The organism is Nocardioides daedukensis (assembly GCF_013408415.1).
GTDB lineage: Bacteria > Actinomycetota > Actinomycetes > Propionibacteriales > Nocardioidaceae > Nocardioides > Nocardioides daedukensis.
The window spans coordinates 1491464-1516318 of record NZ_JACCAA010000001.1 but is presented as its reverse complement, the minus strand read 5'-3'; the positions used below and the strand labels follow the sequence as shown (position 1 = coordinate 1516318).

Annotated in this window: 19 protein-coding genes; 14 read left to right on the top strand and 5 right to left on the bottom strand. The window is 68.3% G+C overall.

Annotated elements, in window-relative coordinates:
- The first annotated feature begins 205 nt into the window (after positions 1-205).
- Positions 206-1453: an IS256 family transposase gene (locus tag BJ980_RS07515; protein WP_179501722.1), complete on the top strand. Its 1248-nt coding sequence runs from the start codon at positions 206-208 to the stop codon at positions 1451-1453.
- Between the two features lie 513 nt (positions 1454-1966).
- On the opposite strand, the gene BJ980_RS07510 is transcribed toward BJ980_RS07515, so the two are convergent.
- From BJ980_RS07510 to BJ980_RS07490, 5 genes are read right to left on the bottom strand one after another with little or no spacing between them, the layout of a single operon-like run.
- Entirely contained in the window at positions 1967-3088 is a 1122-nt protein-coding gene (locus BJ980_RS07510; RefSeq protein ID WP_179501721.1) for a glycosyltransferase family 4 protein, read from the bottom strand.
- Entirely contained in the window at positions 3088-4083 is a 996-nt protein-coding gene (locus tag BJ980_RS07505; RefSeq protein ID WP_179501720.1) for an ABC transporter ATP-binding protein, read from the bottom strand. Before BJ980_RS07505 ends, BJ980_RS07510 begins: the two co-directional genes overlap by 1 nt.
- Complete coding sequence (locus BJ980_RS07500; protein ID WP_179501719.1) at positions 4070-4966, bottom strand: ABC transporter permease; 897 nt, start codon at positions 4964-4966, stop codon at positions 4070-4072. Before BJ980_RS07500 ends, BJ980_RS07505 begins: the two co-directional genes overlap by 14 nt.
- A 2-nt stretch (positions 4967-4968) precedes the next feature.
- A complete protein-coding gene (locus tag BJ980_RS07495; RefSeq protein WP_179501718.1) occupies positions 4969-6246 on the bottom strand; it encodes a nucleotide sugar dehydrogenase in 1278 nt (425 codons plus the stop codon).
- On the bottom strand, positions 6243-7850 hold the full coding sequence (locus tag BJ980_RS07490; protein WP_179501717.1) for a glycosyltransferase family 4 protein: 1608 nt from the start codon (positions 7848-7850) through the stop codon (positions 6243-6245). Before BJ980_RS07490 ends, BJ980_RS07495 begins: the two co-directional genes overlap by 4 nt.
- Positions 7851-8010: 160 nt before the next feature.
- On the opposite strand from BJ980_RS07490, the gene BJ980_RS07485 reads away from it, so the two are divergent.
- The 13 genes from BJ980_RS07485 (at position 8011) to BJ980_RS07425 (ending at position 24853) form a co-directional block, all read left to right on the top strand.
- Positions 8011-9762 carry a glycosyltransferase family protein gene (locus tag BJ980_RS07485; RefSeq protein ID WP_218855441.1) on the top strand — a complete coding sequence of 584 codons (1752 nt, stop codon included), beginning with the start codon at positions 8011-8013 and terminating at the stop codon, positions 9760-9762.
- A gap of 5 nt (positions 9763-9767) precedes the next feature.
- Positions 9768-11945, top strand: a complete 2178-nt coding sequence (locus BJ980_RS07480) for an acyltransferase family protein (RefSeq protein WP_179501716.1) — start codon at positions 9768-9770, stop codon at positions 11943-11945.
- A complete protein-coding gene (locus BJ980_RS07475) occupies positions 11942-13657 on the top strand; it encodes a glycosyltransferase family 2 protein (protein ID WP_179501715.1) in 1716 nt (571 codons plus the stop codon). The genes BJ980_RS07480 and BJ980_RS07475 overlap by 4 nt, the downstream gene beginning before the upstream one ends.
- A 2-nt stretch (positions 13658-13659) precedes the next feature.
- A complete protein-coding gene (locus BJ980_RS07470; protein WP_179501714.1) occupies positions 13660-15843 on the top strand; it encodes a glycosyltransferase family 4 protein in 2184 nt (727 codons plus the stop codon).
- A gap of 1 nt (position 15844) precedes the next feature.
- Positions 15845-16267, top strand: coding sequence for a hypothetical protein (locus tag BJ980_RS07465; RefSeq protein WP_179501713.1), 423 nt, complete (start codon positions 15845-15847; stop codon positions 16265-16267).
- A 51-nt stretch (positions 16268-16318) separates the two neighbouring features.
- A complete protein-coding gene (locus BJ980_RS07460) occupies positions 16319-17479 on the top strand; it encodes a DNA methyltransferase (RefSeq protein ID WP_179501712.1) in 1161 nt (386 codons plus the stop codon).
- Positions 17480-17563: 84 nt separating this feature from the next.
- On the top strand, positions 17564-18568 hold the full coding sequence (galE, locus tag BJ980_RS07455) for a UDP-glucose 4-epimerase GalE (RefSeq protein WP_179501711.1): 1005 nt from the start codon (positions 17564-17566) through the stop codon (positions 18566-18568).
- A 94-nt stretch (positions 18569-18662) separates the two neighbouring features.
- On the top strand, positions 18663-19280 hold the full coding sequence (locus BJ980_RS07450) for a phosphatase PAP2 family protein (protein ID WP_179501710.1): 618 nt from the start codon (positions 18663-18665) through the stop codon (positions 19278-19280).
- On the top strand, positions 19261-20373 hold the full coding sequence (locus tag BJ980_RS19440; RefSeq protein ID WP_179501709.1) for a GNAT family N-acetyltransferase: 1113 nt from the start codon (positions 19261-19263) through the stop codon (positions 20371-20373). Before BJ980_RS07450 ends, BJ980_RS19440 begins: the two co-directional genes overlap by 20 nt.
- A gap of 133 nt (positions 20374-20506) precedes the next feature.
- Entirely contained in the window at positions 20507-21367 is an 861-nt protein-coding gene (locus BJ980_RS07440; RefSeq protein WP_179501708.1) for a hypothetical protein, read from the top strand.
- Between the two features lie 11 nt (positions 21368-21378).
- A complete protein-coding gene (locus tag BJ980_RS07435; RefSeq protein WP_179501707.1) occupies positions 21379-22533 on the top strand; it encodes a glycosyltransferase in 1155 nt (384 codons plus the stop codon).
- On the top strand, positions 22530-24041 hold the full coding sequence (locus tag BJ980_RS07430; RefSeq protein ID WP_179501706.1) for an oligosaccharide flippase family protein: 1512 nt from the start codon (positions 22530-22532) through the stop codon (positions 24039-24041). The genes BJ980_RS07435 and BJ980_RS07430 overlap by 4 nt, the downstream gene beginning before the upstream one ends.
- Entirely contained in the window at positions 24038-24853 is an 816-nt protein-coding gene (locus BJ980_RS07425; RefSeq protein WP_179501705.1) for a polysaccharide deacetylase family protein, read from the top strand. The genes BJ980_RS07430 and BJ980_RS07425 overlap by 4 nt, the downstream gene beginning before the upstream one ends.
- Positions 24854-24855: the final 2 nt, after the last annotated feature.

Here is a 24855-nt window from a genome sequence, read left to right as displayed (position 1 = left end):
CTGCACTTGTTGTTGCGCGAGCCTGCACTTCTTGTGCGTCGAACCGGCAGTTGTTGTTGCGCGAGCCGGCAGTTCTTGTAGTTGAGTCCCCGATAGTGGTGTAGCGCGGTCGCTGAGTTCGTTACCGGCGTGTACGTCGGACGCAGACGCGGCCACCGCGCGATCCTTCGAGTCAACCTTCTACCGAATCCTCGAGGACCACACGATGACCGCTCCACACATTGTCGACCCTGCTGGCCTTCTTGGCGAAGCCCTCGCCGAAGCCAGCCCCGATCTGATGCGCTCGCTGCTGCAAACGATCATCAACGCGCTGCTCTGCGCGGACGCCGACGCGGTCGTCGGCGCCGAGTACGGCCGCCCTTCCGCGTCCCGGACGGCGCAGCGCAACGGCTACCGCCACCGCGACCTGGACACACGCGTCGGGACCGTCGACGTCGCGATCCCCAAGCTGCGCACCGGCACCTACTTCCCCGAATGGCTCCTGGAGCGCCGCAAGCGTGCCGAGTCCGCGCTGATCACCGTCGTGGCCGACTGCTACCTCGCCGGCGTGTCCACCCGGCGGATGGACAAGTTGGTCAAGCAGTTGGGCATCGACTCGTTGTCGAAGTCCCAGGTCTCGCGGATGGCAGGCGACCTGGACAGCATCGTCGAGGACTTCCGCCACCGACCCCTCGATGCTGCTGGACCGTTCACGTTCGTGGCCGCCGACGCGCTCACGATGAAGGTCCGCGAAGGCGGCCGCGTGATCAACGCCGTCGTGCTGCTCGCGACCGGCGTCAACGGCGACGGACACCGCGAAGTCCTCGGCATGCGCGTGGCCACCTCCGAAACCGGACCGGCGTGGAACGAGTTCTTCGCCGACCTCGTGGCCCGCGGCCTGACCGGGGTCCGGCTGGTCACCTCAGATGCTCACGCCGGGCTCAAGGACGCGATCGCGGCCAACCTGGCCGGCGCGACCTGGCAACGCTGCCGCACCCACTACGCGGCGAACTTGATGTCGGTGACCCCGAAGTCGATGTGGCCCGCGGTCAAAGCGATGCTGCACTCGGTCTACGACCAGCCCGACGCCCCGGCAGTGAACGCCCAGTTCGACCGGCTCTTGGACTACGTCGAAGAGAAGCTCCCCGAGGTCCATGAGCACCTCGACGGCGCCCGCGCGGACATCCTCGCGTTCACCGGATCTCCGAAGGACGTGTGGACTCAGATCTGGTCCAACAACCCCGCCGAGCGGTTGAATCGCGAGATCCGGAGAAGAACCGACAGCGTGGGGATCTTCCCCAACCGCACCGCGATCGTCCGACTCGTCGGCGCCGTCCTCGCCGAGCAGACCGACGAATGGGCCGAAGGCCGCCGCTACCTCGGACTCGACGTCCTCGCCCGCTGCCGCATGAACCTCGTCCCCAACACCGAACCCGAGATCGGAGCCCACGACCTACCCGCACTCACCGCCTGAACCATCAAGAAGGAGAACGCAGCACTACACCACTACCTCGGACTTGACCGTTCTTGTGCGTCGAACCGGCAGTTGTTGCGGTCCGAGCGAGATCAGCTCTGGCACGACGAGGCGCAACGCGCGCCCTCGGGCTGTCGACGCTGAACACGGGCCGGGGACAGTTGGTGCGGTCGCGCTGCGGGTCGACGTACTGCACCCCTGACAAGCAGCGACCTGCCGTCGTTCTCCGACCGGGCCTGAGTCACGGGAGCCGGCGACCAAGGCGAGGCGTCGGATGGATCTGTGGTCAAGCTGGTCGTGCGGCGCTACTGATGACACTCAGTGCTCAAGCAGAGGGTCTGCCGGGCCGGTTAGCGAATCATCAGGTGACGTCTTTGCAACGCAACAACTGCAGGCTCAACGCGCAAGAACTGCAGGTTCGCGCAACAACAAGTGCAGGCTCAACGCGCAAGAACTGCAGGTTCGCGCATCAACAAGTGCAGGTTGGACGCGCAACAAGTGCAGGTTGGACGCTCAACAACTGCCGGTTCGGCGCGCAAGAGATGCCAGTTCGCGGGTGAAGTCGGCGGCCTTGGAGGTCCAGTCATAGTGCTCCGCAGCGTGGGCATGGCCGTTGATCGCGAACTGCTCGCGCTTGTCCGGGTTGGCGGCCAGGGAGCGTACGGCGTCCGCGGCGGCCATCGTGTCCCCGAACGGCACCACGATCCCGGCGTCGGCGGCCTCGACCACCTCGACCGCCTTGGGCAGGGGAGTGGTGAGCACCGGAACCCCGTGCGCCATGTATTCGATGACCTTGGTCGGCTGGGAGTGCCGATAGTTGGGCTCGTCGTGGAGCAGGGACAGGCCGGCCAGCGCCCCGTCGACCTGCGCCATCGCCTCGCCGTGGCTCATGAAGCCCAGCCACTCGATCGAGTTCGTCCCGGACGCGGTGGCGGCCTCGAGCGCGGAGGTCGCCTCGCCGTCGGCATGCCCGATCACCTTCACCGCGATGTCGTCCCCGGCCAGGGCGGCACCCAGCGCGATCAGGTCGTGCACGCCACGGGCTCGCGAGTTGTGGCCGACGTAGACCACGTGTCGCCCACCGCCGGCGGGGCGTGCGGCGGGGACCCGGGTGGTGTTCGGCACGACCAGGTGGGGCTGGCGGAACCGTGCCTGGTAGTCGTGCTCGGCCAGCAACAGCTCGTGACGCTTCTCCGCCCCCAGCTCGACCCGGCGTACCGCGCCGGCGGCAGGCCGCGCCAGCCAGGTCGGCAGCCACGGCTTCATCGCGAGCGACGCGGGCAGGTCCTCGTGGACGTCCCACACGACGTTGTCGAGCCCCAGCCCACGCACTGCGACCAGGAGCTCCGGATCGTGCAGCAGTATGACGTCCTGTGCGCCGCCCCGGGCCGACAGGAGCCGGCGCGCGGCCCGCAGGGCACGCAGGCGGCGACGCCCCACGGCACGTGGCAGGTCGATGACGTCCAACCCGGGAAGCGACGGCAACTCCAGCCCATAGCCCGAGAACGGTGCCGCATAGGTGACCTGCCAGCCGGCCTCGAGCAGAGCAGCGATCTGCCGGTGTCGGATCCGGGCGTCCTCCGGGTGGTGGACGACCGTGACGACGAGGGCAGTGCCCGTGGCAGTGGAGGACATCAGGAGGTGACATCCCCGGCGGGCTTCGGGTCGGCAGCCGGTGCGGTCCCGGTCGCCTTGGCAGGCTCAGCCTTGGGATCAGCAGCCTTGGGCTCACTCGCCTGGGCGGGCCCGGCAGCGGCGGCCTTGTTCGGCTTGTGCCCGAGCGGCTTGCGCCGGGACAGGTTGCGCGCGGTCGGCTTGCCGGTCTTCTCCGCATAGGCGTCGAGGACCTCGTCGGTGGTGCCGTCCATGTAGAGCCGACCGTGATCGATCCACAACGCCCGGTCGCACATCTGCCGGATCGTCGACATCGAGTGGCTGACCAGCATCACCGTGCCGGCCTCGGCCCGGATCTCGTCGACCCGGTCGCGAGAACGCGCACGGAACTCGGCATCACCGGTGGACAGCGCCTCGTCGATGAGCAGGATGTCGGGGCGAGCAGCAGAGGAGATCGCGAACCGCAGCCGCGAACCCATCCCCGAGGAGTAGGCCTTCATCGGCAGCTGCAGGAAGTCACCGATGTTGGCGAACTCGACGACCTCGTCGAAGCGCTCCTCGACCTGGCGCGGGCTGAGGCCCAGCGCCAGGCCACCGAGCACGATGTTGCGCTCACCGGACAGTTCGCTCATCAGGGCGGCGTTGACGCCCAGCAGGGAGGCGGTGCCGTCGGCCCAGATCCGTCCACCGGAGGTCGGCATCACGCCGGCGATCGCCCGCAGCAGCGTGGACTTGCCCGAGCCGTTGTGGCCGATGATCCCGATCGACTGGCCATGATGGGCCACGAACGAGATCCCCTTGACGGCGTGCACCGAGTCGACGGCGCCGACGTGGCGGCCCATCGCACGCCAGGTGCGCTGCTGGGTGTTGGACAGCCGCTTGCCGCCATAGGTCTTGTAGTGGACGTGTACGTCGTCGACGATCAGCGAGGGTGCCGGTGCCCCCTCCTCGGAGTCGGCGTAGTCGGTGGCAGGTGTGTCGCCATCGGTGGTGAAGTCGTCGTCAGCCTCGGCCATAGCTCTCCTCCGCCCGCCAGAAGTAGATGAACCCGATGATCACGGCCCCGATCGCCCAGCCGGCGCCCCACAGCCACAGTGACATCGAGGCGTCCATCTCCTCCAGCAGGCTGCAGCGCACCAGCTCGAGGTAGACCGCGATCGGCTGGTGGGAGACCACCGAGGCAGCAGTGCCGGTGCCGACGTAGTGGTCGATCGAGAAGAAGACGCCCGAGGTGTACATCAAGGCGCGGAGCACGAACGGGATCAGTTGCTTGATGTCGCGGAACTGCACGACGAGCCGGGCGCAGATGAACGCGATCCCGGTGCCGAAGAGCCAGGCGAACAGGACGGCCAGCGGCATCAACAGCATGGTCGCGGTGATCGGCTCGCCGGTGAACGGGACGATCACCAACAGCACCAGCAGCGCCGGCAGGAGCGTGAACAGCTCCGAGAGCACGGTCGCGATCGGCAGCAGCGCCCGCGGGAACTGCAACGAGGTGATCACGCCCTGGTTGCTGGTGATCGACTTGGAGCCGGCGCTGATGCAGGCCGACATGAAGTGGAAGATGAAGACACCGGTGACCAGGAAGCCGATGAAGTTGTCGACGCCCCGGCTGGTGTTCAGCATGATGCCGAAGACCAGGAAGTAGACCGCCGCCCACATCACCGGGTTGAGCACGGCCCAGACCTGGCCGAGATAGCTGCCCTGGTTGCGTGCGTAGGACTTCGAGGAGGCGAGCTTGACCGCGAAGTGGCGCCGCTCCCACAGGGTGCGGATGTAGTCCTTCAGCGGCGGCCGTACGCCGACCGCGGTCAGGTCATACTCGCGGGCGAGGGCGGCCAACTCCTCGGAGGTCATTGAGTTGGCTGCCGACCCCGACGTGGCGTCGGAGGCGGTCACACTCACAGGCGATTCGCCCCCGGGCCGGTGGTCACACCACGGGTGTCGAAGAAGATCGTGGACTTCTCGGCGAGCGCCGGTGCGTCGTACTCGGTGTGGTTCTGGACCAGCATGACCAGGTCGGCCTCGGCGATGCCGGAGTCGAGGTCGGTGACCCTGGTGGTCTCCACGCCGGCGTTCCAGTTCTCCACGCGCGGGTCGTGATAGGTGATGATCGCGCCGAGCTGGCCGAGCGCCTGGGCCAGGGGCACCGCCGGCGACTCACGCTGGTCGGCGATGTTCGGCTTGTAGGTGACACCGAGGATGAGCACCCGGGAGCCGTTGATCGCCTTGCCGGCGTCGTTGAGCAGGTTCTGCGCCCGGTGCGCGACATAGGTCGGCATCGTGGAGTTGATCTCCTGGGCGAGCTCCACGAAGCGGAACGGGTAGCCGAGCTTGGTGCGCACGTTGTGCGAGAGGTAGTTCGGGTCGATCGGGATGCAGTGCCCACCCACGCCGGGGCCGGGGTAGAAGGCCTGGAAGCCGAACGGCTTCGTCGAGGCCGCCCGGATCACGTCCCACAGGTCGATGTCGAGCTCGTGGCAGAACCGCGCCATCTCGTTGACCAGCGCGATGTTGATGTGGCGGTAGGTGTTCTCGAGCAGCTTGGCGGTCTCGGCCTCGCGGGTGCCCTTGGCCTCGACCACGGTCTCGACGAAGCGGCCGTAGAAGTCGGAGGCGGCCTTCGTGCTCTCCGGGGTGAGGCCACCGACGACCTTGGGGGTGTTGACCAGCCCGTACGTCGGGTTGCCCGGGTCGATGCGCTCGGGGGAGAAGGCGAGGTGGAAGTCGACGCCTGCCGTCAGCCCGGACTCCTCGAGGATGGGGCGGAGCAGCTCGTCGGTGGTGCCCGGGTAGGTGGTCGACTCGAGGACGATCAGCTGTCCCTTGTGCACGTGCTCGGCGAGGCTCCTCGACGCAGCGGTGACCGGGCCCATGTCGGGTCCGCCGTCCTCGCTGAGCGGGGTCGGCACGCAGATGATCGCCACGGCGGAGTCGGCGAAGACAGCCGAGTCCGTGGTGGCGCGATAACCCTTGGCGACCATCTCGGCGACGTCGTCGTCGCTGAGGTCGTCCACGTGGGAGCGGCCGGCGTTGAGGCCGTCCACGGCCTTCTGGTTGACGTCGAAGCCGACGACCGTGAGGCCCGCCGCGGTGGCAGCCTGGGCCAGCGGGAGGCCGACGTAGCCCTGACCCAGGACGACGAGGTCGACGGCGGCGTTCTCCGGGGTGGTGCTCACGTGGGGTTCTCCTCAGACTGTGGACTTCTGCTGGATGAATCGTGGGGGGTGGGGCCGGTTGAGGCAACTCCGGACGCGTCTGGGGAGACGCCGATCACGGAAGCGTAGATCCGAGCGTACGTCGCTGCGGCGCCCGACCACGTGCGGCGCGCGATGACTTCGGCGCGACCTGCCTCACCCAGCGTACGGCGGGTGGCGGGGTCGGCAGCGAGCTCGCGGATGACCGCTGCCAGTGCGGTGGGGTCGTCGGCCGGGACCAGGAGGCCGCGGTCGTCGCCCACGATCTCGCGCAACGGAGGCAGGTCGCTCGCGACAACCGGGCGGCCCAGCGCCATCGCCTCGACCGGCTTGATCGGCGGCACGAGCCGGGTCACCGGCAGGTCGCGGCGCGGCGTGGCATAGATGTCGATGCGCTGGTGCTGGGCCACCACCTGCTCCGGCGCCACTCGCCCGGTGAACTCGGCGTCGATGCCCAGTGCGCGTGCCAGGGCCTCGAGCTCGCCGCGGGCAGGACCGTCCCCGACCAGGAGGAGCCTGGTGCCGGGCGCCTGGGCGATCGCCTCGATCAAGACGTCAAGGCCCTCGTAGGAGTTCAGCGTGCCGACGGCTCCGACGGTGACCTTGTCGCCCGGGCCGCCGTCGTGGGCGGGGAAGACCGCTTCTGCCTCGACGAACTGCCGTCCGACCCCGTTCGGGACGATGTGCACCTTCTCGGCGTCGATCCCGCGGGCGATGATCGCGTCCCTCATGATCGCGCTGATCGTCACCACTGCGTCGGCCTGTTCCATGCACCAGGTCTCGGCCGCACGGGTCAGCGTGTGCACCTCGGAGGTCTCGCTCTGGCCCTCGCGAGAGCTGCGCGTCTCCTCCAGGAAGCCGCGCACCTCGTAGACGACCGGGATGCCGAAACGATCGCGCAGGGCGAGCGCGACCTGCCCGTTGAGGTGGTTGCTGTGCGCGTGCAGCACCCGGGGACGCAGCTGCTCGACCAACCGGGCGGTCTCGGCGACGTCCCGGGCCAGGGCCCGGTCGTTGCGCACGGCCAGCGGGGCCAGGAGTCGGTGGTAGGGCACGCCGTCGACGACGTCGACCGGCTCGGCGGCCAGGTTGCCCTTGGTGACCGGGAAACCTATCCGGGTGACGACGTGGGAGTCGAGGCCGGCCTGTCGCTGCCCGGCCAGGATGCCCTGGGTGCGGGTGGTGTAGCCGGCGACGATGTGCGGCAACGAGTTGGTGACCAGGTGCAGGACCGGCCCATCACCGAGCTCGGTGACCGAGCTGGGAGCGCTCCGGGCTCGGCCGCTGGGGGAGAGCAGCGCGATCTCGCCCTCGATGAATCCGCGCAGCCGGCGACCACGCCAGCCAGCCTTCGCGGCACGCTCACGGGCCTCGCCCAGGTCGCCGGCGGCCAGTGCTGCGCTCGCCGACACGACGTACGGCGACTGCCCTGCGGCGAGCTTGTCTGCGACCGGCGCCAACCGGGGGACGGCGCGGGCGCCGATGGTCGCTGCGTGACCGCGTCCACGGGCCAGATGACGCCATACGACGGAGGCGGCAACGGGCACATTGCGGGCCTTCACGAACAGGTCGTGCGAGCGGGGCATGCGGCGTTCCTTCCTCTCCTGGGGACCGGTCCTGACCGTCGCCGCTTCTGTCCCGGACCGTCAAATACGGTAACTTACCGCGAGGCGCAGCGGACGAATCACTCCGTGACGTGCCTCTGAGCACCGCCACTGCACCACCGTCGAGACCAGGAGTCCCCCCTTGAGGTTGCGTCGACCCAGGCCCCCCGCCTATCCAGTGCCGGAGCCCGCGCCGACCCGCTCGCTCGAGGTGGCGGTGATCCTCGATCCGTTCTCGGAGATGGCGTTGCGCTACGAGTGGCAGCAGATCACCTTCGGCCCGGAGAACTGGCGCACCGTGCTGGGCGCGCGACGCCCCGCGATGCTCTTCGTCGAGTCCGCCTGGAACGGCAACAACGGCGCCTGGCGCCTGCACATGACCAAGGAGAAGCGCCCCTCGGCCGAGCTGCGCGCCCTGGTCGAGTGGTGCCGGGCAGAAGGCATCCCGACGGTCTTCTGGAACAAGGAGGACCCGCCCAACTACGACGTGTTCATCGAGACCGCGAAGCTCTTCGACCAGGTCTTCACCGTCGACGCCGACCGGATCCCGGTCTATCACCAGGACCTCGGCCACGACCGCGTCGCGCTGCTCCCGTTCGCGGCCCAACCGCGACTGCACAACCCGGTACGCCGGATGAAGGGCCCGATGCACGAGGTCGCCTTCGCCGGCACCTGGTTCGCCGAGAAGCACCCCGAGCGGCGCGAGCAGATGGAATACCTGCTCAAGCCGGCGCTCGAGCGCGACCTGCACATCTGGTCGCGGATGCAGAAGGGCGACAAGCGCTACCGCTTCCCCAAGCCCTACAAGAAGCACGTGGTCGGCTCGCTTCCCTACGAGAAGATGCTCAGCGCCTACACGGCGTACAAGGTCTTCCTGAACGTGAACTCGGTGACCGGCTCGCCCTCGATGGGCTCGCGCCGACTCTTCGAGCTCTCCGCCTGCCAGACCGCCGTGCTCAGTGCCCCCGCGGCCAGCATCAAGCCGTTCTTCGGTGACGACATCGAGGTCGTCTCCAACGAGGAGGAGGCCCGGGCCGCGCTCGACGTACTGCTGGGCCAGGACGAGTATCGCGACCGTCAGGCCCTGCGCGCCCACCGGCGGGTCTTCGACGAGCACCTCTACACGCACCGCGTCGACTCCGTGCTGCGCTCGGTCGGCCTGGCCGCTCCGCAGTCGCCGGAGGCCGGCTCACGTGGCGCGGTGAAGTCGGTCAGCTGCGTGGTGCCCACGATGCGCCCCGAGCAGCTCGACCACGTCATCGACACGATGGCCCGCCAGAGCCACGGCCCGGTCCAGCTGGTGCTGGTCACCCACGGCTTCGAGGCGCCGGCCGACCTGGTCGCCCGCGCCGCCGAGAAGGGCGTCGAGGACGTGGTCGTCCAGTACGCCGACTCGTCGCTGAACCTGGGCGCGCTGATGAACCTGGGTGTCGACGCCGCCGACGGGGACCTGGTCGCCAAGGTCGACGACGACAACTTCTACGGCCAGCACTACCTCACCGACCTGGTCCGGGCACTGGACTACTCGGGAGCCGACGTCACCGGAAAGTGGGCGCACTACGTCCACCTGGAGTCCAGTGACGCCACCCTGTTGCGGTTCGAGCACGCCGAGCACCGCTTCGTCGACCTGGTGCAGGGCGGCACGCTGCTGACGTCGCGCGACCTGGCCCGTGAGGTCAGGTTCGAGGACCTGCCGCGCCGCGTCGACACCACGTTCCTGGAGAAGGTCAAGGCTCGAGGCATGAAGACCTACTCCGCAGACCGTTTCAATTTTGTGTCGGTGCGTCGCGTCGACCCGGGCAGTCACACCTGGCCGATCACCGAGAAGCAGCTGATGGCACGTTCATCGCGGCTCCTCTTCTACGGAAATCCATACCCACACGCAGAGGCCTGATGTCCATGGCAGCTACCGCCGCCGAGGAAATTGAAGAAACCCAGATCGCACGGCAGGGGAAGATCCGCCGTGACATCGAGGGACTCCGCGCAGTCGCCACCTTCCTGGTGCTGCCCTACCACGCAGGCTTGATGCTCTTCCCCGGCGGATTCGTCGGGGTGGATGTCTTCTTCGTGATCTCCGGCTTCGTGATCACCGCCGGATTGATCTCAGAGGTACGCCGTACCGGCAGCATTGGCCTGATCGGGTTCTATGCCCGGCGTGCCAAGCGGTTGCTGCCGGCGTCCGCGGTGGTGCTGATCGGCACTGCGGTGGCGGTGTGGCTGTGGGTGCCGAAGATCCGGTGGGAGACGATCGGCGGCGACATCTTCGCCTCGTCGCTCTACTTCGTGAACTGGCGACTCGCCGAGCGCTCGGTCGACTACCTCGCCGAGGACGTCACTCCCTCCCCGGTGCAGCACTACTGGTCGCTCTCGGTCGAGGAGCAATACTATTTCGTCTGGCCGATCGTGCTGCTGCTCGCGGTGCTGATCGCGACGAAGTTCGGTGTCCGAGCCCGGATCGGGATGCTGGTCGGACTCCTCCTGGTCGCGCTCCCGTCGTTCGGCTGGGCACTGCACCAAGCCACCGCCAACCCCGAGTTCGCCTACTTCGACACGTTCACCCGGATGTTCGAGTTCGCCATCGGTGCGCTGGTAGCGATCGCGGCCACCCGGTTGGATCGGATGCCGCAGTGGCTGGGCGCCTCGATGGCGTGGGTCGGGCTGGTGATGATCCTGCTCGCCGGGCGGTTCTTCACCGCCGAGATCACCTGGCCGAGCTACAACGCGCTGCTGCCGACGGTGGGCGCGGGCATGCTGATCGCTGGCGGAGTCGCGGCCGGCAGGGCCGGACCGATCCGGATCCTGGGCAACCGGGTGATGATGTTCTTCGGAGCGCTGACCTACTCGCTCTACCTGTGGCACTGGCCGATGCTGATCGTCGCGCGCGAGCACCGCGGCAGCATCTCGGTGACGACCGGGCTGATCATCGTGGTCCTCTCGATCGTTCCCGCCTGGCTGACCTATCACCTGGTGGAGAACCCGATCCGCTACTCGACCTTCGTCAAGAAGAACCTGCGCGCCGCAGGCCTGATCGGCCTGAGCGTGACGATGGCCGGTGTCATCGCCGGACTGCTCCTGATCGTCGGCTTCCACCAGGCCACCACCTCGGGTGCGGCCGACGTGAAGGGCGCGGCCGTGCTGAACAACGCCAGCGCGACCCCGAAGGACGAAGCCTCGCCGTCGCCCTCCGCGACCCCTGACCCCGACGCCCCGCCGCCGGGAGCGCCCGTCGACGTGGTGGACGGCGCGATCTCGCCGGACCCGTTGCTGGCCACCGAGGACGTCCCCGACCTCTATGCCGAGGACTGCCAGGTGCTCGAGGACCAGACCGAGGTCCGGACCTGCACCTATGGACCGGACGATGCCGAGACCACGATCGCGATCGTGGGCGACTCCAAGGCCGGCCAGTGGACTCCTGCCTTCCAGGTCCTGGCCGAGACCCACGACTGGCAGGTCAAGACCTACACGATGTCGGCGTGCACGTTCTCCTCGCGCAAGATCTCGCTGGACGGCAAGCCCTACGACAACTGCCACACCTGGGGCAAGGACGTCATCGACCGGTTGACCGGGGACGAGAAGCCCGACGTGGTGTTCACCTCGAACTTCCGCGGCAGTGCCTTCAACGACGAGCAGAAGGCCACTCCCGAGGCAGGCGTCGACGGCCTGGTCGACTACTGGAAGCGGCTCGCGGATGCCGGCGTGAAGGTCGTCGCGATGGGTGACAACCCCTATCCGGCCGGTGTGGGCAAGGTCTATGAATGCGTCGCGGAGAACCCGAAGAAGCTGACCAAGTGCTCCTTCGACCGTGAGCGCGGGATCAAGATGAGCGGAATTCGGTCGCAGCTGGCCGCCGCGAAGGAGGTCGGGGCAACCGACATCTCCCCGGGGCGCACCGTGACCGACCCGACCGGGCCCTACTACGTGATCGACATGACGAAACAGATCTGCCCGACCGAGCGGTGCGCTGCGGTGATCGGCAACGCTCTGGTCTACCGTCAGGGATCGCACATCACCAAGACCTATGTCGAGACGCTGGCTCCCTTCTTCGAGAAGTCGCTGGCCAAGGCAGGAATCGAATGACACTCCAGGACCTGAAGACCACAGGACGCCGGCAGCTGCGTCGCCTTCGCGACGGCTTGACCCCGGCTCCGGCACCAGTGGTCGAGGAATGGGCCACGCCGCCCGAGCGCGGTGCCGCACGTCCCGACGTACACGCCTTGGTGCTCGCCGGGCCGCTGCTGACCCAGGGCCTGGCCCGCGAGTGGACCCAGACGGTCCCGGCCAACCCGATCGGCGTCACCGCTGCCCAGGCGTTCACCGGCATCGACGTGATGCTCCTCGAATATGTCGACGGCGAGCTGGTCGGCCGTGAGGAGTCAGACGCCGCGATCCTGCTGCGCCAGGCGACCAACGCGGGCGTGCCCGTCGTGGTGTGGGCGACCGCAGGTGGTCCGCCCGTGCGCGCCGAGGCGCTGGCCGCGGCCACCCCCTTCGTGCACGTGGCCGACGAGCACCAGGTCGAGGCGTGGCGAGCGGTTGCTCCCGACGTGCTGGTGCTGCCGCGGGGGACGTCCGTACGCCGCCACGGGCACATGGGCCCGATCCGCAACGGTGCCACTATCCGTGTCGACGGCCCGGTCGCCCCCGAGGTCGCCGGGATGGTGGCCACCCACCTGTCCAGGGCGATCCGTCCCCTGGAGGACATCAGCGTCATCCAGGAGGACCCGGAGGTGCCGCTGAGCCTGCCGATGCGCAGGCGCACCGGGGATCCGGTCCCGATCGCCCAGGCGGCCGTTCTCGTCGACGGCCCTCGTCGCAACCTGCACGACACCACCGCGATCCTCGAGGCGGGCGCGCTGCGCACTGCCGCGATCACGCTGGGCCGGTTGCCGGTCCCGGCCGACATCGAGCCGCTGGTGCACAGCGCCGCCGACGCTCGCGGCCTGCGCAGCGAGATCATCGCCCGGATCCAGCAGGTCGAGCTCCGCGACCGCGAGGCCCTCATGCTGCACCGCGCCATCCACGCCGGACACACCCTGGGCTCACGGGTGGACCAACTGCTGGATCGCTCCGGCGTCCGTCCCGCCAGTGTCGCGGACCGCTCGGTGAGCGCGATCGTGCCGACCAACCGCACGCACGAGCTCGACAACGTGCTGAGCAACCTCGGTCGCCAGGCCCACCGCGACTTCGAGCTGGTCCTGGTGCTGCACGGCATCGACGTGGACGCCGCCGACCTCGAGGTCCGCGCGAAGGAGGCCGGGGTCCCGCGCCTCAAGGTGGTGCACGCCCCTCGCACCGCCACCCTGGGCACCTGCATGAACCTTGGCGTCGACGTCGCCGAGGGCGCGTTCGTGGCCAAGATGGACGACGACAACTACTACGGCTCGCACTTCCTCACCGACCTGCTCGACTCGGTCGAGAGCAGCGGTGCCGGCATCGTCGGCAAGTGGGCGCACTACGTGTGGCTGCAGTCCAACGGGGCCGTCGTGCTGCGCTATCCGGAGGCGGAGAACACCTATGTACGCCGCATCCAAGGCGGCTCGATGCTCTTCGTCGGGGACCTCGTGCGCGAGATCCGCTTCTCCGACATCCCGCGTGCCGTCGACAGCGACATCCTCGACCGCTCGATGCTGGCCGGGGTGAAGATCTGGTCTGCCGACCGGTTCAACTATGTATCCGTGCGCGGTGTCGATCGGCACGCCCACACCTGGACCGTCGACGACGCGTCCTTCATGACCGCTTCGGGCCGTCTCGCGTTCTATGGGGACCCCCGCCAACACGTGGAGGTCTGAGGATGTCCATCAAGAACCGTGCCAAGCGCCTGATCCGCCGCAAGGGCAGTGCCGTGCTGGGCAAGCTCCCCGTCGACCGCGGTCCGGCAGGCGCCCAGGAGATCACCGGCCGAGCCCGGATCGCCGAGGCTCGCGCTGCCTTCAACGGCGGTGACCCTGCCGGGGCCGAGGCACTGCTGGGGCCGTTGCTCGCCGCCGACGCGATTCCCGCGGTCCGCGGCCGGGCGCTCGCGCTCCTCGCCGAGATCCACGCCAAGGGTGGCAAGCAGCCCGTCGCGCTCGAGGAGGCCCGCCAGGCCATCGAGCTCGACCCGGAGCCCGAGACGTTCCTGGTCCACCACCGGATCGCCTCAGTGTCGGCTCCCGACGAGGCCCGGGTGAGCCTGCAGGCTCTCATCGCGCGCCGTCCCCGCCACCGGGCGCAGGCCGAGGAGATCGTTGCCGCGCTCCGGCTCAGCGACCGCGAGATGGTCCAGGCGTTCCGACGCAACACCCTGGAGTGGGACTACTCCGGCTTCGAGCACGAGCTCGACGCCACCGAAGCGGAGATCGACATCGTCGACACCGGCAACGAGGACGACGCCGCACTGCGAGCCGTCGTGGAGAAGTGGGCCGGCGAGCTGCAGCGCCCGCACGCCGCCCTGACCCGCGGCCTGGACCGGATCCGCGAGTGGGACCGTCTCGCGGCGTGGGTCGACGCCAACCCCGTCGAGGTCGAGAGCGACCCCCACCGCCGCGAGGTCGCCCTGGAGCTGCGCCGCGCCGCGTCGCGCGCGTTGACCGCCGGCTACACGAGTGCGGCCGAGACCTTGGTCAACCACTCGCTGGCCCTGCGACCGGATGACAACTTCGCTCGCGAGACCTACCTCAACGCCTCCGACCAGCTCGCCGTGATCCGCGAGGGCTGGGAGCTGACCGAGCGGGTGCCGCTGCGGCACGAGACCGAGCCGCGCGCGGTCCTGTCCGTGCTGGCGCAGTCGTTGCCGATCATGACCGGTGGCTACGCCACCCGCACGCACGGCGTGATGGCCGGTCTGGCCCGACTGGGCTGGGACATGGAGGGCATCACCCGCCGCGGGTTCCCATATGACCGCTGGCCCAAGAAGGACACCAGGGAGGTTGCCGAGTTCGACGAGGTCGACGGCATCCGCTATCACCGCGTCCTCACCAACGCCCGCGTCTATCCGCAATATCCGCTCCGCGACTACATCGACAAATATGCCGCCGAGGTGGAGAAGCGGGCGCGCGAGCACCGGGCCTCGCTGCTGCACGCCTCGTCGTTCCACGTCAACGGGCTCGCCACGCAGAAGGCAGCGGCTCGCCTCGGCATCCCGTTCGTCTACGAGATGCGTGGCCTCGAGGAGCTGATGAAGGTCTCGCGTGACCCACGCTTCGAGACCTCGGACCGTTATCGGTTCACCTCCGAGCTGGAGAACACGATTTGCCACGCGGCGGACCGGGTCTTCGTGATCACCCACGCGCTCAAACAGCTGATGATCGAGCGCGGGATCCCGGCAGAGAAGCTGGTCGTGCTGCCCAACGGCGTACACACCTCGAAGTTCACCCCCCGTGAGCGGGACGAGGAGTTCGCCGCCTCCCTCGGCCTGACCGGCAAGACCGTGATCGGCTATGCCGGCGGACTGGTCGACTACGAGGGGCTCGACCTGCTGCTGGAGTCCGTGGCCCTGCTCAAGGCGCGCCGCTCCACAGCCGGTGAGGCCGACTTCCACCTCGTCGTCGTGGGCGACGGCCACTTCCAGGCGAAGCTGCACGCCATGGTCGACCGGCTCGAGCTCGCCGACGTGGTGACCTTCACCGGTCGGGTGCCGCACGAGGAGGTCGCCTCCTATCTCTCGCTCTTCGACATCACCCCGTTCCCGCGCCTGCCGCTTCCGGTGTGCGAGGCGATCTCGCCGATCAAGCCGTTCGAGTCGATGGCGATGGGCAAGGCGGTGATCACCTCCTCGGTGGCCGCCCTGACCGAGATCGTCCAGGACGAGGTGACCGGCCTGGTCTTCGAGAAGGGCAACGCCGAGTCACTGGCCGCGACGATCGAGCGCTACATCGAGTCCCCGCAGCTGCGCACCGAGATGGGTGCGCGGGCCCGCGAGTGGGTGCTCGCCGAGCGAGACTGGAACAACGTCGTCGAGATCGTCGACGCCACCTACCGGGAACTGCTGGGCTGAGATGGCCAAGTCGACAGGCAAGACGAAGCTCGGCACGGCAGCGGTCGTGATCGGCACCGGTGCGAAGCTCGCGGTGAAATACGGCCCGCAGGCGAAGATCGCCTGGGACAAGGGCGGCAAGCAGGCCGCCGAGGCAGCCACCCGAGGGGCCCGCAGCCTGACCGCACGGCGCAAGGCGATGAGGCACGCGGAGACGGTCGTCGACGGCTCGGTGCTCAAGGTCGCTCCCGAGGGGACCACGGCCTATGTCGTCTTCTCCGGTGAGGAGCCGGTCGCCACCTACCCGCCAGCAGAGCAGCCGTACGTCGTCCTGCTCGCCCATGCCGACCTGTCCCGCCGGGTCCGTCCCGAGCCGGCGCCTGCCAACACTTCGTCCCGTCTGATTGGGTCAGCCAGGAAGAGGCTGGGTAGGCCCAAGGCATGATCCGGGCAGGCGCGGTGACGATGAGCTTCTGCGATCTGGGGCGACGCACTCGTGGCTGAGTCGGTCTGGAACATCTTCATCGAGGGAGACAACCTCGAGGTGCTGCCGACCCTGGCCCCGGGCAGTGTCGACGTGGTCTACATCGATCCGCCGTACAACACCGGCAACGAGTTCGCCTATCGCGACAAGCAGGGCATCGGTCGGGACCGGCATCGGGCCTGGACAGAGTTCATCCGGCCGCGGTTGGAGTTGGCTCGGGAGGTGATGGCCGAGAGCGGAGCGATCTTCGTCTCGATCGACGACAACGAGGTGGCCCATCTCCGACTGCTGATGGACGAGGTCTTCGACGAGCGGAACTTCATTGCCCAGGTGGTGGTGAACCTCAACCCCAAGGGCCGACAGTTGGGCCCGTTCTTCGCGACCTCGCACGAATATCTTCTCGTCTATGCCCGCGACCTCTCCCACTGCGTGCTCGATGCGAGTTCACCCCACACGGTGGTGGAGACGGACTTCCCGCGGGTTGCGTCGGACGGTCGCCGGTTCCGTCACCTCCCTTTGCGCAACACGAACAAGAAGTTCAACCCGGTCACCTCGCGCACTTTGCACTATCCGCTGTGGGGCTCGCCCACCACTGGTTCGGTCGCGACGGCACCGTTCGAGGACGCGATCGAGATCCTGCCGGTCTTCGGTGACGGAGCTCCGGCGGTGTGGCGCTGGTCGGCGCGGTTGGTGGAGGAACGCCCCGACGACCTGTGCTGTCGGGTGATCAAGGGGCGGCTGGGGGAGCGAGCCGACATCTTCCAACATGACTGGCTGCACGACGGCAGGCGCAAGAAGTTGAAGACGATCTGGTTGGCAGACGAGGTCGGCTCGACCGACACTGCCGTCGCCGAACTCAAGGCGATCGTCGGGCACGTGTTCGAGTCACCGAAGCCGACCGGTCTGATCCGGCGGATCCTGGACTGTTTCCCCGACGACGTGACGGTGCTGGACTTCTTCGCCGGAAGCGGCACCACCGGTCACGCCACTGCGCTCGCCAACGTTGCGGATGCAGGACGACGTACCTGTATCTCGATCAATTCCGCGGAGCCGACCCGACCGGGATCGAACGCCGCCCTTGCCGGGCTGGAGACGGTCTCTGCGATCACCGTTGCTCGCCTCGAGAAAGTGGCAGAGACGGTCGGCGGCGGTCTCACCGTCGACCAGCGGTGATGAGCTGAGGGGTTCCACGGCGGCGACAACGAAAAAACTTTGATCCGGATGGATCAAAACCGTCCTACCGCGCACTGGTGGGACATGCACAAGGTTCTGGTCACCGGTGGCGCCGGCTACATCGGTTCGACGACAGCGAAGGCGCTGCTCGAAGCGGGCCACACTCCGGTCATCCTCGACTCCCTGATCAGCGGTCCGCGCGCCTTCGTGCGTGACCGGATCTTCTATGAGGGCGACATCGCCGACCGCGCCCTGGTCCGGCGCATCGTTGCGGAGCACCCTGACATCGATGCGGTGATCCACATGGCAGCGCGGATCGTGGTGCCTGAGTCGATGGCGCAGCCGTATGCCTACTACCGGGACAACGCGGCCAAGTCGTTGGAGCTCTTCGACGAACTGGAGACACTCGGCATCCACCGGATCGTCTTCTCCTCCTCGGCCTCGCTCTATGACCGCACGGAGGAGTTCGAGGTCGACGAGGAGAGTCCGCTCGCGCCGGCCTCGCCCTATGCACGCACCAAGCGGATGATGGAGCAGGTCCTCGAGGACATGGCCGCAGCCACGGATCTGCGCGCGATCAATCTGCGCTACTTCAATCCGATCGGCTCCGACCCGGACCTGCAGAGCGGCATCTACGTGCGCGAGCCCTCCCACGTGCTGGGCCAGCTGGTGCTTGCGGCCCGCGGCGAGATCGACGCGTTCACCATCACCGGCGTCGACCACCCCACGCGCGACGGCACGGGCATTCGCGACTACATCCATGTGTGGGACCTGGCCCGCGCCCATGTCGCTGCGGTGGAACGGTTCGACGAGGTCGTGGGGACCGGGAGGCCGAGCACCGTGATCAATCTCGGCACCGGCTCGGGGATCACCGTGCGTGAGTTGGTGGCCGCCTTCGAGGAGGTCTTCGGCAGTCGGGTTCCCGTGCGTGAGTCGGGTCCCCGGCCGGGGGACGCTGTGGGTGCCTACGCCAACGTGGACCGGGCTACTGAGGTGCTGGGCTGGCGTGCCGAGCTGACGGTCGCCGACGCCATTGCCGCAGCGCTCGCCTGGGGCGAGCGACGCCACGAGGTGCTCGGCTATCCCTGACCGTGTCCCCGCCCTCGTACGGCGTCTGATGGTCCCGGCCCGTCTGAATGGGGTCCGCCCGACTGCGATCGGCCCGACCACAACCGGCCCGACTGTGATTGGCCTGGTTGTCTTCGGTCTGCTCTGGGTCGACCTGGTCCTCGACGGACCGATCACCCGAGTCGACCGCTGGACCGCCGATCTCGTCAGTCCGGTCACGGCATCGCCGGCCACCACCGTTGCCCAATGGCTGTCCCGGGCTGGTGCCTGGGAGGTCTCCGGAGCGCTGGCGCTGGGTGTCGCTGTGGCCCTGACCCTGGTCCGCCGATCAATCGAGCCAGTGGCCGTGATCAGTGGAGGGCTGGTGCTGCTGGCGGTGCTGGGCTTCGGAACCAAGACACTGATCGGACGCACCGGCCCGGTCGATCCACACGCTGATCTTGGGTGGGGTGGCGCCTTCCCGTCCGGTCATTCGGCGGCAGCCCTGGTGATCGCCTGCTTGCTGGCGATCCTTCTGACCGAGTCCGGTCACCCCCGAAATGTCGGGTTGGCATGGATCACGAGCACCCTCTGGTGGCTCTTGATCGGGTGGAGCCGAGTGCAGATCAACGTGCACTGGGTCGGCGACGTGTTGTCCGGATGGGCACTCGGCGCGGTGGTGGTGGGCATCGTGTGCACCACTCGAAGGCTGGTCAGGAAACGGGTGAGCAGGCGTGGGAACACGGATCGTTGAGGCCTCGGAACTCGGGGCGTGGAGCAGCGACTGGGACCGGCTGGTGCTGAGTGCGGCGCTACCCACTCCCTTCTCGCGCTCCTGGTGGCTCTCCGGCGTGGCCGGCCCCGGTGCGCACTTCGTCCTCGTTCTCGAGGGCGACCGCCTGCTGGGCGGACTGGCCCTGGAGCGTCGACGCTGGCTGGGGGTGGACAGGTTCGAGGTCCTCGGAGGCGGCAAGCTCTGCCCGGATCATCTCGACCTGCTTGCCGATCCGGACCACGTTCCGGAGGTGATCGCAGCCCTCCGTGACTGGGCCACCTCACCGGGCGCTCGAATCTTCGACCTGGATGGGATCCGGGAGGATGCCTGGCTCCTTGATGCCCTCCCGGGAGTGCGGGTCAGCACCTCGGACGTGGCGATCCACGAAGTCCTGTCCGGAACCGCCCAGGACTACTTCGCGCGACGGTCCAAGACCTTCCTCAAGCGGGTCCGCAAACAGCAGCGGCGTCTCGAGGCCTCCGGAGTGCGGTGTCGTCGGGTCTCTCCCGAGGAAGTGGGGCCGGCCCTGGACAGGTTCACGGAGCTGCACGCGGTGCGCGAGGACAGGGCCGAGCTGCTGCAGGAGATGTCCCGGATCAGACGTGCTGCCGAGGCGGGCGCCGCCGTCGGTGAGGTGGAGTTCTACGTTGCGGAGCACGAAGGTGTGTGGGGAGCGGTGCTGATGAACTTCGTCGTGGGCGGACGACTCAACGTCTATCAGACGGCCCGCTCCTTCGACCCGATCTTCAACCACGTCGGGAGTGTGATCGACACGCTCGCCATCGAGGACGCGTGCAGTGCGGCCCTGGTGGAGGTCGATTTCCTGCGAGGAGCCGAGCCGTTCAAGCGCTCCTTCGCCGCGTCGGAACGCGATCTGTTGCGGTTCCGCTCCGGCCACGGGGTCCGCGGGCGGATGGCTCTGGCTGTCCTGGTCGGAGGTACGTCGCTGCGCAGCGCGGTCGGCCGGCAGTGGCGTCGCATGGTCCAGAAAAAAAGTTCGGGGTCGGATGGATCATCGGGATCTCTGCGCGCACTAGTGGGGCATGTTCAATCGTGGAAGAGACCGAGGTGACGCCACCGCGTCACACAACGAACCGCCCCCATGCGCTCCGGCAGGCGAAGCCAAGCCGAGTGGCAACACCGATGTCCCCCCAGGGCTGACCGGAAAGGACATCGAGTCTCTGTTCCGCAGGCTCGACGACGAGGTGGTCCGTACCGCTGAGGTCGAGGACAGTGCCTCGCCCCTGCGCCGGATCGCCTCGGATGCCTCCGAGCAGGCCGAAGCTGTGTCGGCCACGGCCACTGCGCGGAAGGAGGCTCAGCGGATCCTCAACGCCGCCGCGCAGGAGAGTGATCGCGCGGCCAAGCGGTCCGCAAAGCTTCTGGACGATGCCCGTGCGGCCGCCGCCCGCCTTCAGGAAGAGGCCGAGGCGCATGCCGAGCAGGCCCGCGAAGAGCTGTCGGCGTGGGCCGCCGAGCAGCGTGCCTCCATTGACCAGGTGGTGACCGAGATCCGCGATTCCGCCGCACAGGAGGCGGAGGCGGTCCGCTCGAACGCCGAGCGGGACGCGATGACCCAGGCCAGAGTTGCCGCTCGGTCGTACGTCGCCCGTGCGGCCGCCATCGCGACACGTGACGCCGAGCAGCACCGGGCGGAAGCTCGTGAGGTGCTCGACCGGTCGGCCAAGTCGATTGCCGATGCCCAGGCAACGATGCAGGCGTTCACCGATCAACTGACCACCCTGTTGACCACGATGGACGGTCACCTCGATGACCTCGGGAGCATCGCCACTGACGCGGCTGCCCGGTCCGCGACGTCTCACGCCGACGAGGCGATCGAGCTCGGTGCCGCGGACTGGGAACCGGTCACGAAGCCGGAACCCCAGCCGGTGCCCCAGCCGGTGCCCCAGCCGGTGCCCCAGCCCGAAGCAGAGCCCGCGCCCGAGGCTGCCTCAGACACCAACTCCGTAACGGCTCCCGCGGCAGCACCCGGACCTGAGGGCCGCCCGCTGGGCTCGCTCTTCCGTGGCCCCAGTGACGCCAACTCGCCGGTCCGGGGGCGCTGAACCTCATGCGCGTGCTGCACGTCACCGAAGCCATGGGCGGCGGGGTCACCTCGTCGGTGCTGGCCATGGTGGAGTCGACGCCCGACGTCGATCACCACCTCTACGCCCGACCACGCTCCCAGCACGACACGGGAGCTGACCTGGCCACCGGGTTCAGCTCGGTCCACATGATGGCGACCAATCCGGTCACGGCGATCCGAGAACTGCGACGCCTCCAGAGGCGGCTGTTTCCGGACGTGGTGCACGCACACTCGTCGGTCGGCGGACTGCTGGTCCGCACTGCTGGCCTCGATCGCACGCGCATCGTCTACAGCCCACACTGTTTCGCCTTCGAACGACGTGACATCTCTGCCCTGCAACGCGTCCTGTTCACTGCCGTAGAGCGGGCGCTCAGCCCGCGCACCGACCTGCTCGTGGCCGTGGCCCCCAACGAGCTGGACCTTGCCGCGGAGCTCGGCCACCACGAGATCGCCTACGTTCCGAACCGCACCACGCTCGACCTGCATGCCCGGGCGGTCCACCGTGAGCCCTTGCGAGTGGTGACCGTGGGTCGGATCAGTCATCAGAAGGACTGGCGCTACTTCCTGCACCTCAAGCGGTACGTCGACCAGCACGTCGCCCCCGATCTCGAGTGGGAGTGGCTCGGAGGCGGTGACCCCGAGGGCGAGCGTGAGCTCGCCGCAGCGGGGGTCCGGGTGACGGGATGGATCGACCGGGACACCCTGCTGGACCGTCTCGCCGACGCTCAGGCCTACGTGCACACGGCGGCCTGGGAGGCCGCTCCGATCAGCATCCTCGAGGCTGCCGGTCTCGGCGTACCGCTGGTGCTGCGCAGCATTCCTGCGCTGGACAGCCTTGCGCTGCCCGGTCGGGCCGCCGACGTCGACACCATGGCCACCCGACTCGTCTCCCTCACCAACCGAGAGGCATGGCTGAAGGCCCAGGGAGAGTCGTACGCCGTCGCCGAACGGCACTCGATCGAACGTCAGGGCGAGCACCTCCGCGATGCCTATGCCCGAGCCTGCGGAGGGGAGCTCCCGAGGACATCAGTCACCGCGACCTCCCTGTCCTCGGTGGCGCGCACGACGGCCGATCTTGTCGGCGGACCGGACGACGTCGCTGTCCTTCGACACACCCGTCCCCAGAAGGCGGGTGCTCGGCCGTGATCGAGGAGAGCCGATCCGTGCGGATCGCGTCCGCCGACCCCGACGTGACCGACGTACCCGACGAACCCGTCAGCCCGCTGGGAGCCCTGGGGCAGAGCGTCCGCGGTGCCGGATGGCTGGGCCTCGGCGCAGGCGTCGTCAAACTGTCCCAGACCGTGGTCCTGCTGATCCTGGCCGCGATCCTTGCCCCCTCGGCCCTGGGCGTCCTGGCCATCGGTGCGCTGGTTCTCAACGTGACCTCGGCGGTGACCGATCTGGGCAGCAGCACTGCCCTGGTCTACTGGCGGGGCAATGTCGAACGGGCCGCGCGCAGCGCGCTGACCCTGGCCCTCGGCCTCGGCCTCGGCCTGACCGCACTGGCCTGGGTGCTGGCACCGTGGCTCAGTTCCGCGCTCCGGTCCGGTGACCTGGGTGCCGACGTGATCCGTGGGCTGATGCTCTGCCTGCCGTTCTACAGCGTGGCGGGAGTGAGCCAGGAACTCCTCCGTCGTGAGCTGGCCTTCAAACGGCGCGTCGTGCCGGACATCATCGGCGCCCTGGTGGGCTCGGTGCTCGCAGTCCTCCTCGCCCTGTCCGGCCGCGGCGTCTACTCACTGGTCATCGGACAACTGGCGCAGGCCGCGTTGATCATGGTGCTGTGCTGGGCGATGCGGCCCCCGGTCCGGCCGGGGTGGCGTGGCTCGGACGTGACGGGGCTGGTCTCGTACGGCGGCCACCTCGCGGGCGCAAACATCCTGCAGCTGCTGATGCTCAATCTCGACTATCTGATCGTGGCGAGGGTCCTGGGTCCGGAACCGTTGGGCATCTACTCGATGGCCTTCCGGCTCGCCTACATGCCTTACCTCCTCGTCTCGGTGGTGCTCTGTGGCGCGGCGTTCGCGCATCTGTGCCGTCTGGAGGGGGATGCCGTCGGACGTGCGCTCGCCCAGGTGGTCACAGTGCTCGTGACACTCACCCTTCCCTTGTATCTCGGGATGATCCTGCTCGCGCCCCAACTCGAACTGCTCGGCCATCAGTGGGGCCCGGGGGTGCCGGCACTCCGCGTGCTGGCGGTCTACGGCCTGGTGCTCAGTCTCGTCCACCTCGCCGTGGTCGCCCTGAACTCGGTCGACCGTACCCGTGACGGGTTCCTGCTCAATCTGCTCCACCTTGTCCTGTTGGCGGCCCTGTTGTTCTGGTGGTCGGCTCGGGGGATCGAGATGGTGGCCATGGCTCAGCTCGTCGCCGGCGCAGCCATGCTGGTTGCGGCCGTGCTGGTCTGTCGGAAGCAGATCACCGGCTTCGGCTGGAGGTCGATCGCGGTCCGACTGGCCCCGGTCGGAGTGGGTGCGGTGCTGATGACGGTGGCCGCACTCGTGGCGCACCACTTCTTCCCCGGCAGCGTGATCTCGGTGGTCGGGTTGCTGCTCGTGGGTGCCTTGATGGTCCTGGTCTACCTGTCGCCGCTCGTGCTGCTGGGCCGTCGCTCCGGCCTGCTCGCCGGCGAACTCCCGGGAGGTCGGCCATGAGGACGATGACCAGGGCGCTAGGAATCGTCGCCACACCGGGGGCACGGATCGCCCACGCGGTCTCGGGTGCGTCCACCCTCACCGTGATCGGTTGGCACCGGGTCGGAGACGCGCCCGACGGGCTCACCACGAGCCGGTCCGACTTCTGTGGCCAGCTCGACGTGATCGAGGAGTGGGGCGGAACCGTACTGCCCCTGCTCGAGGCCCAGCGCCTGCTGGCGCGTGGTGAGCTGCCCGAGCGCGCGGTCGTGCTCACCTTCGACGACGGCTACGCCAGCGTCCTGGAGGTGGCCTGGCCCGAACTGAAGCGCCGGGGCATGCCGGGCACCCTCTTCGCCGTCAGTGGCTACCTGTGTCGTGACAAGACATTCCCTTGGGACACCGGGCAGGACCGCCATCTGACCCGGTTGGCGACCCGACAGGAACTCTGCGATGTGGCCGACGACGGCTTCGACATCGGATCTCACACGGTCACGCACCGTTGGCTGCCCGGACTCTCACCGGACCAGGTCGCCGAGGAGGTCACACGCTCCCGAGCACAGCTCGAGGACCTGCTTGGCCGCGAGGTGCTCTCCTTCGCCTACCCCATGGGTGGGTGGACCCCGTCGATCCGCGACCAGGTCGAGGCCGCTGGCTATGAGGTCGCGATCACCGTCGACCGCGGCCGCAACCCCGTCGGACACGATCCGCTGGCGCTGCGTCGCGCGTTTGCCTTCGACCGCCCCGAGGACGTCCGCCGCCAGCTCGACGGTGGCTTCACTTGGATGCGCCTGCGCGAACGGTCGCGCAGCCGCAAGCCGCCCCGGTGGTGATG

Coding starts and splice junctions, on each gene's coding strand:
- BJ980_RS07515 (WP_179501722.1), top strand. CDS start 206: ATGACCGCTCCACACATTGTCGACCCTGCTGGCCTTCTTGGCGAAGCC.
- BJ980_RS07510 (WP_179501721.1), bottom strand. CDS start 3,088: ATGTCCTCCACTGCCACGGGCACTGCCCTCGTCGTCACGGTCGTCCAC.
- BJ980_RS07505 (WP_179501720.1), bottom strand. CDS start 4,083: ATGGCCGAGGCTGACGACGACTTCACCACCGATGGCGACACACCTGCC.
- BJ980_RS07490 (WP_179501717.1), bottom strand. CDS start 7,850: ATGCCCCGCTCGCACGACCTGTTCGTGAAGGCCCGCAATGTGCCCGTT.
- BJ980_RS07480 (WP_179501716.1), top strand. CDS start 9,768: ATGGCAGCTACCGCCGCCGAGGAAATTGAAGAAACCCAGATCGCACGG.
- BJ980_RS07475 (WP_179501715.1), top strand. CDS start 11,942: ATGACACTCCAGGACCTGAAGACCACAGGACGCCGGCAGCTGCGTCGC.
- BJ980_RS07470 (WP_179501714.1), top strand. CDS start 13,660: ATGTCCATCAAGAACCGTGCCAAGCGCCTGATCCGCCGCAAGGGCAGT.
- BJ980_RS07465 (WP_179501713.1), top strand. CDS start 15,845: ATGGCCAAGTCGACAGGCAAGACGAAGCTCGGCACGGCAGCGGTCGTG.
- galE (WP_179501711.1), top strand. CDS start 17,564: ATGCACAAGGTTCTGGTCACCGGTGGCGCCGGCTACATCGGTTCGACG.
- BJ980_RS07425 (WP_179501705.1), top strand. CDS start 24,038: ATGAGGACGATGACCAGGGCGCTAGGAATCGTCGCCACACCGGGGGCA.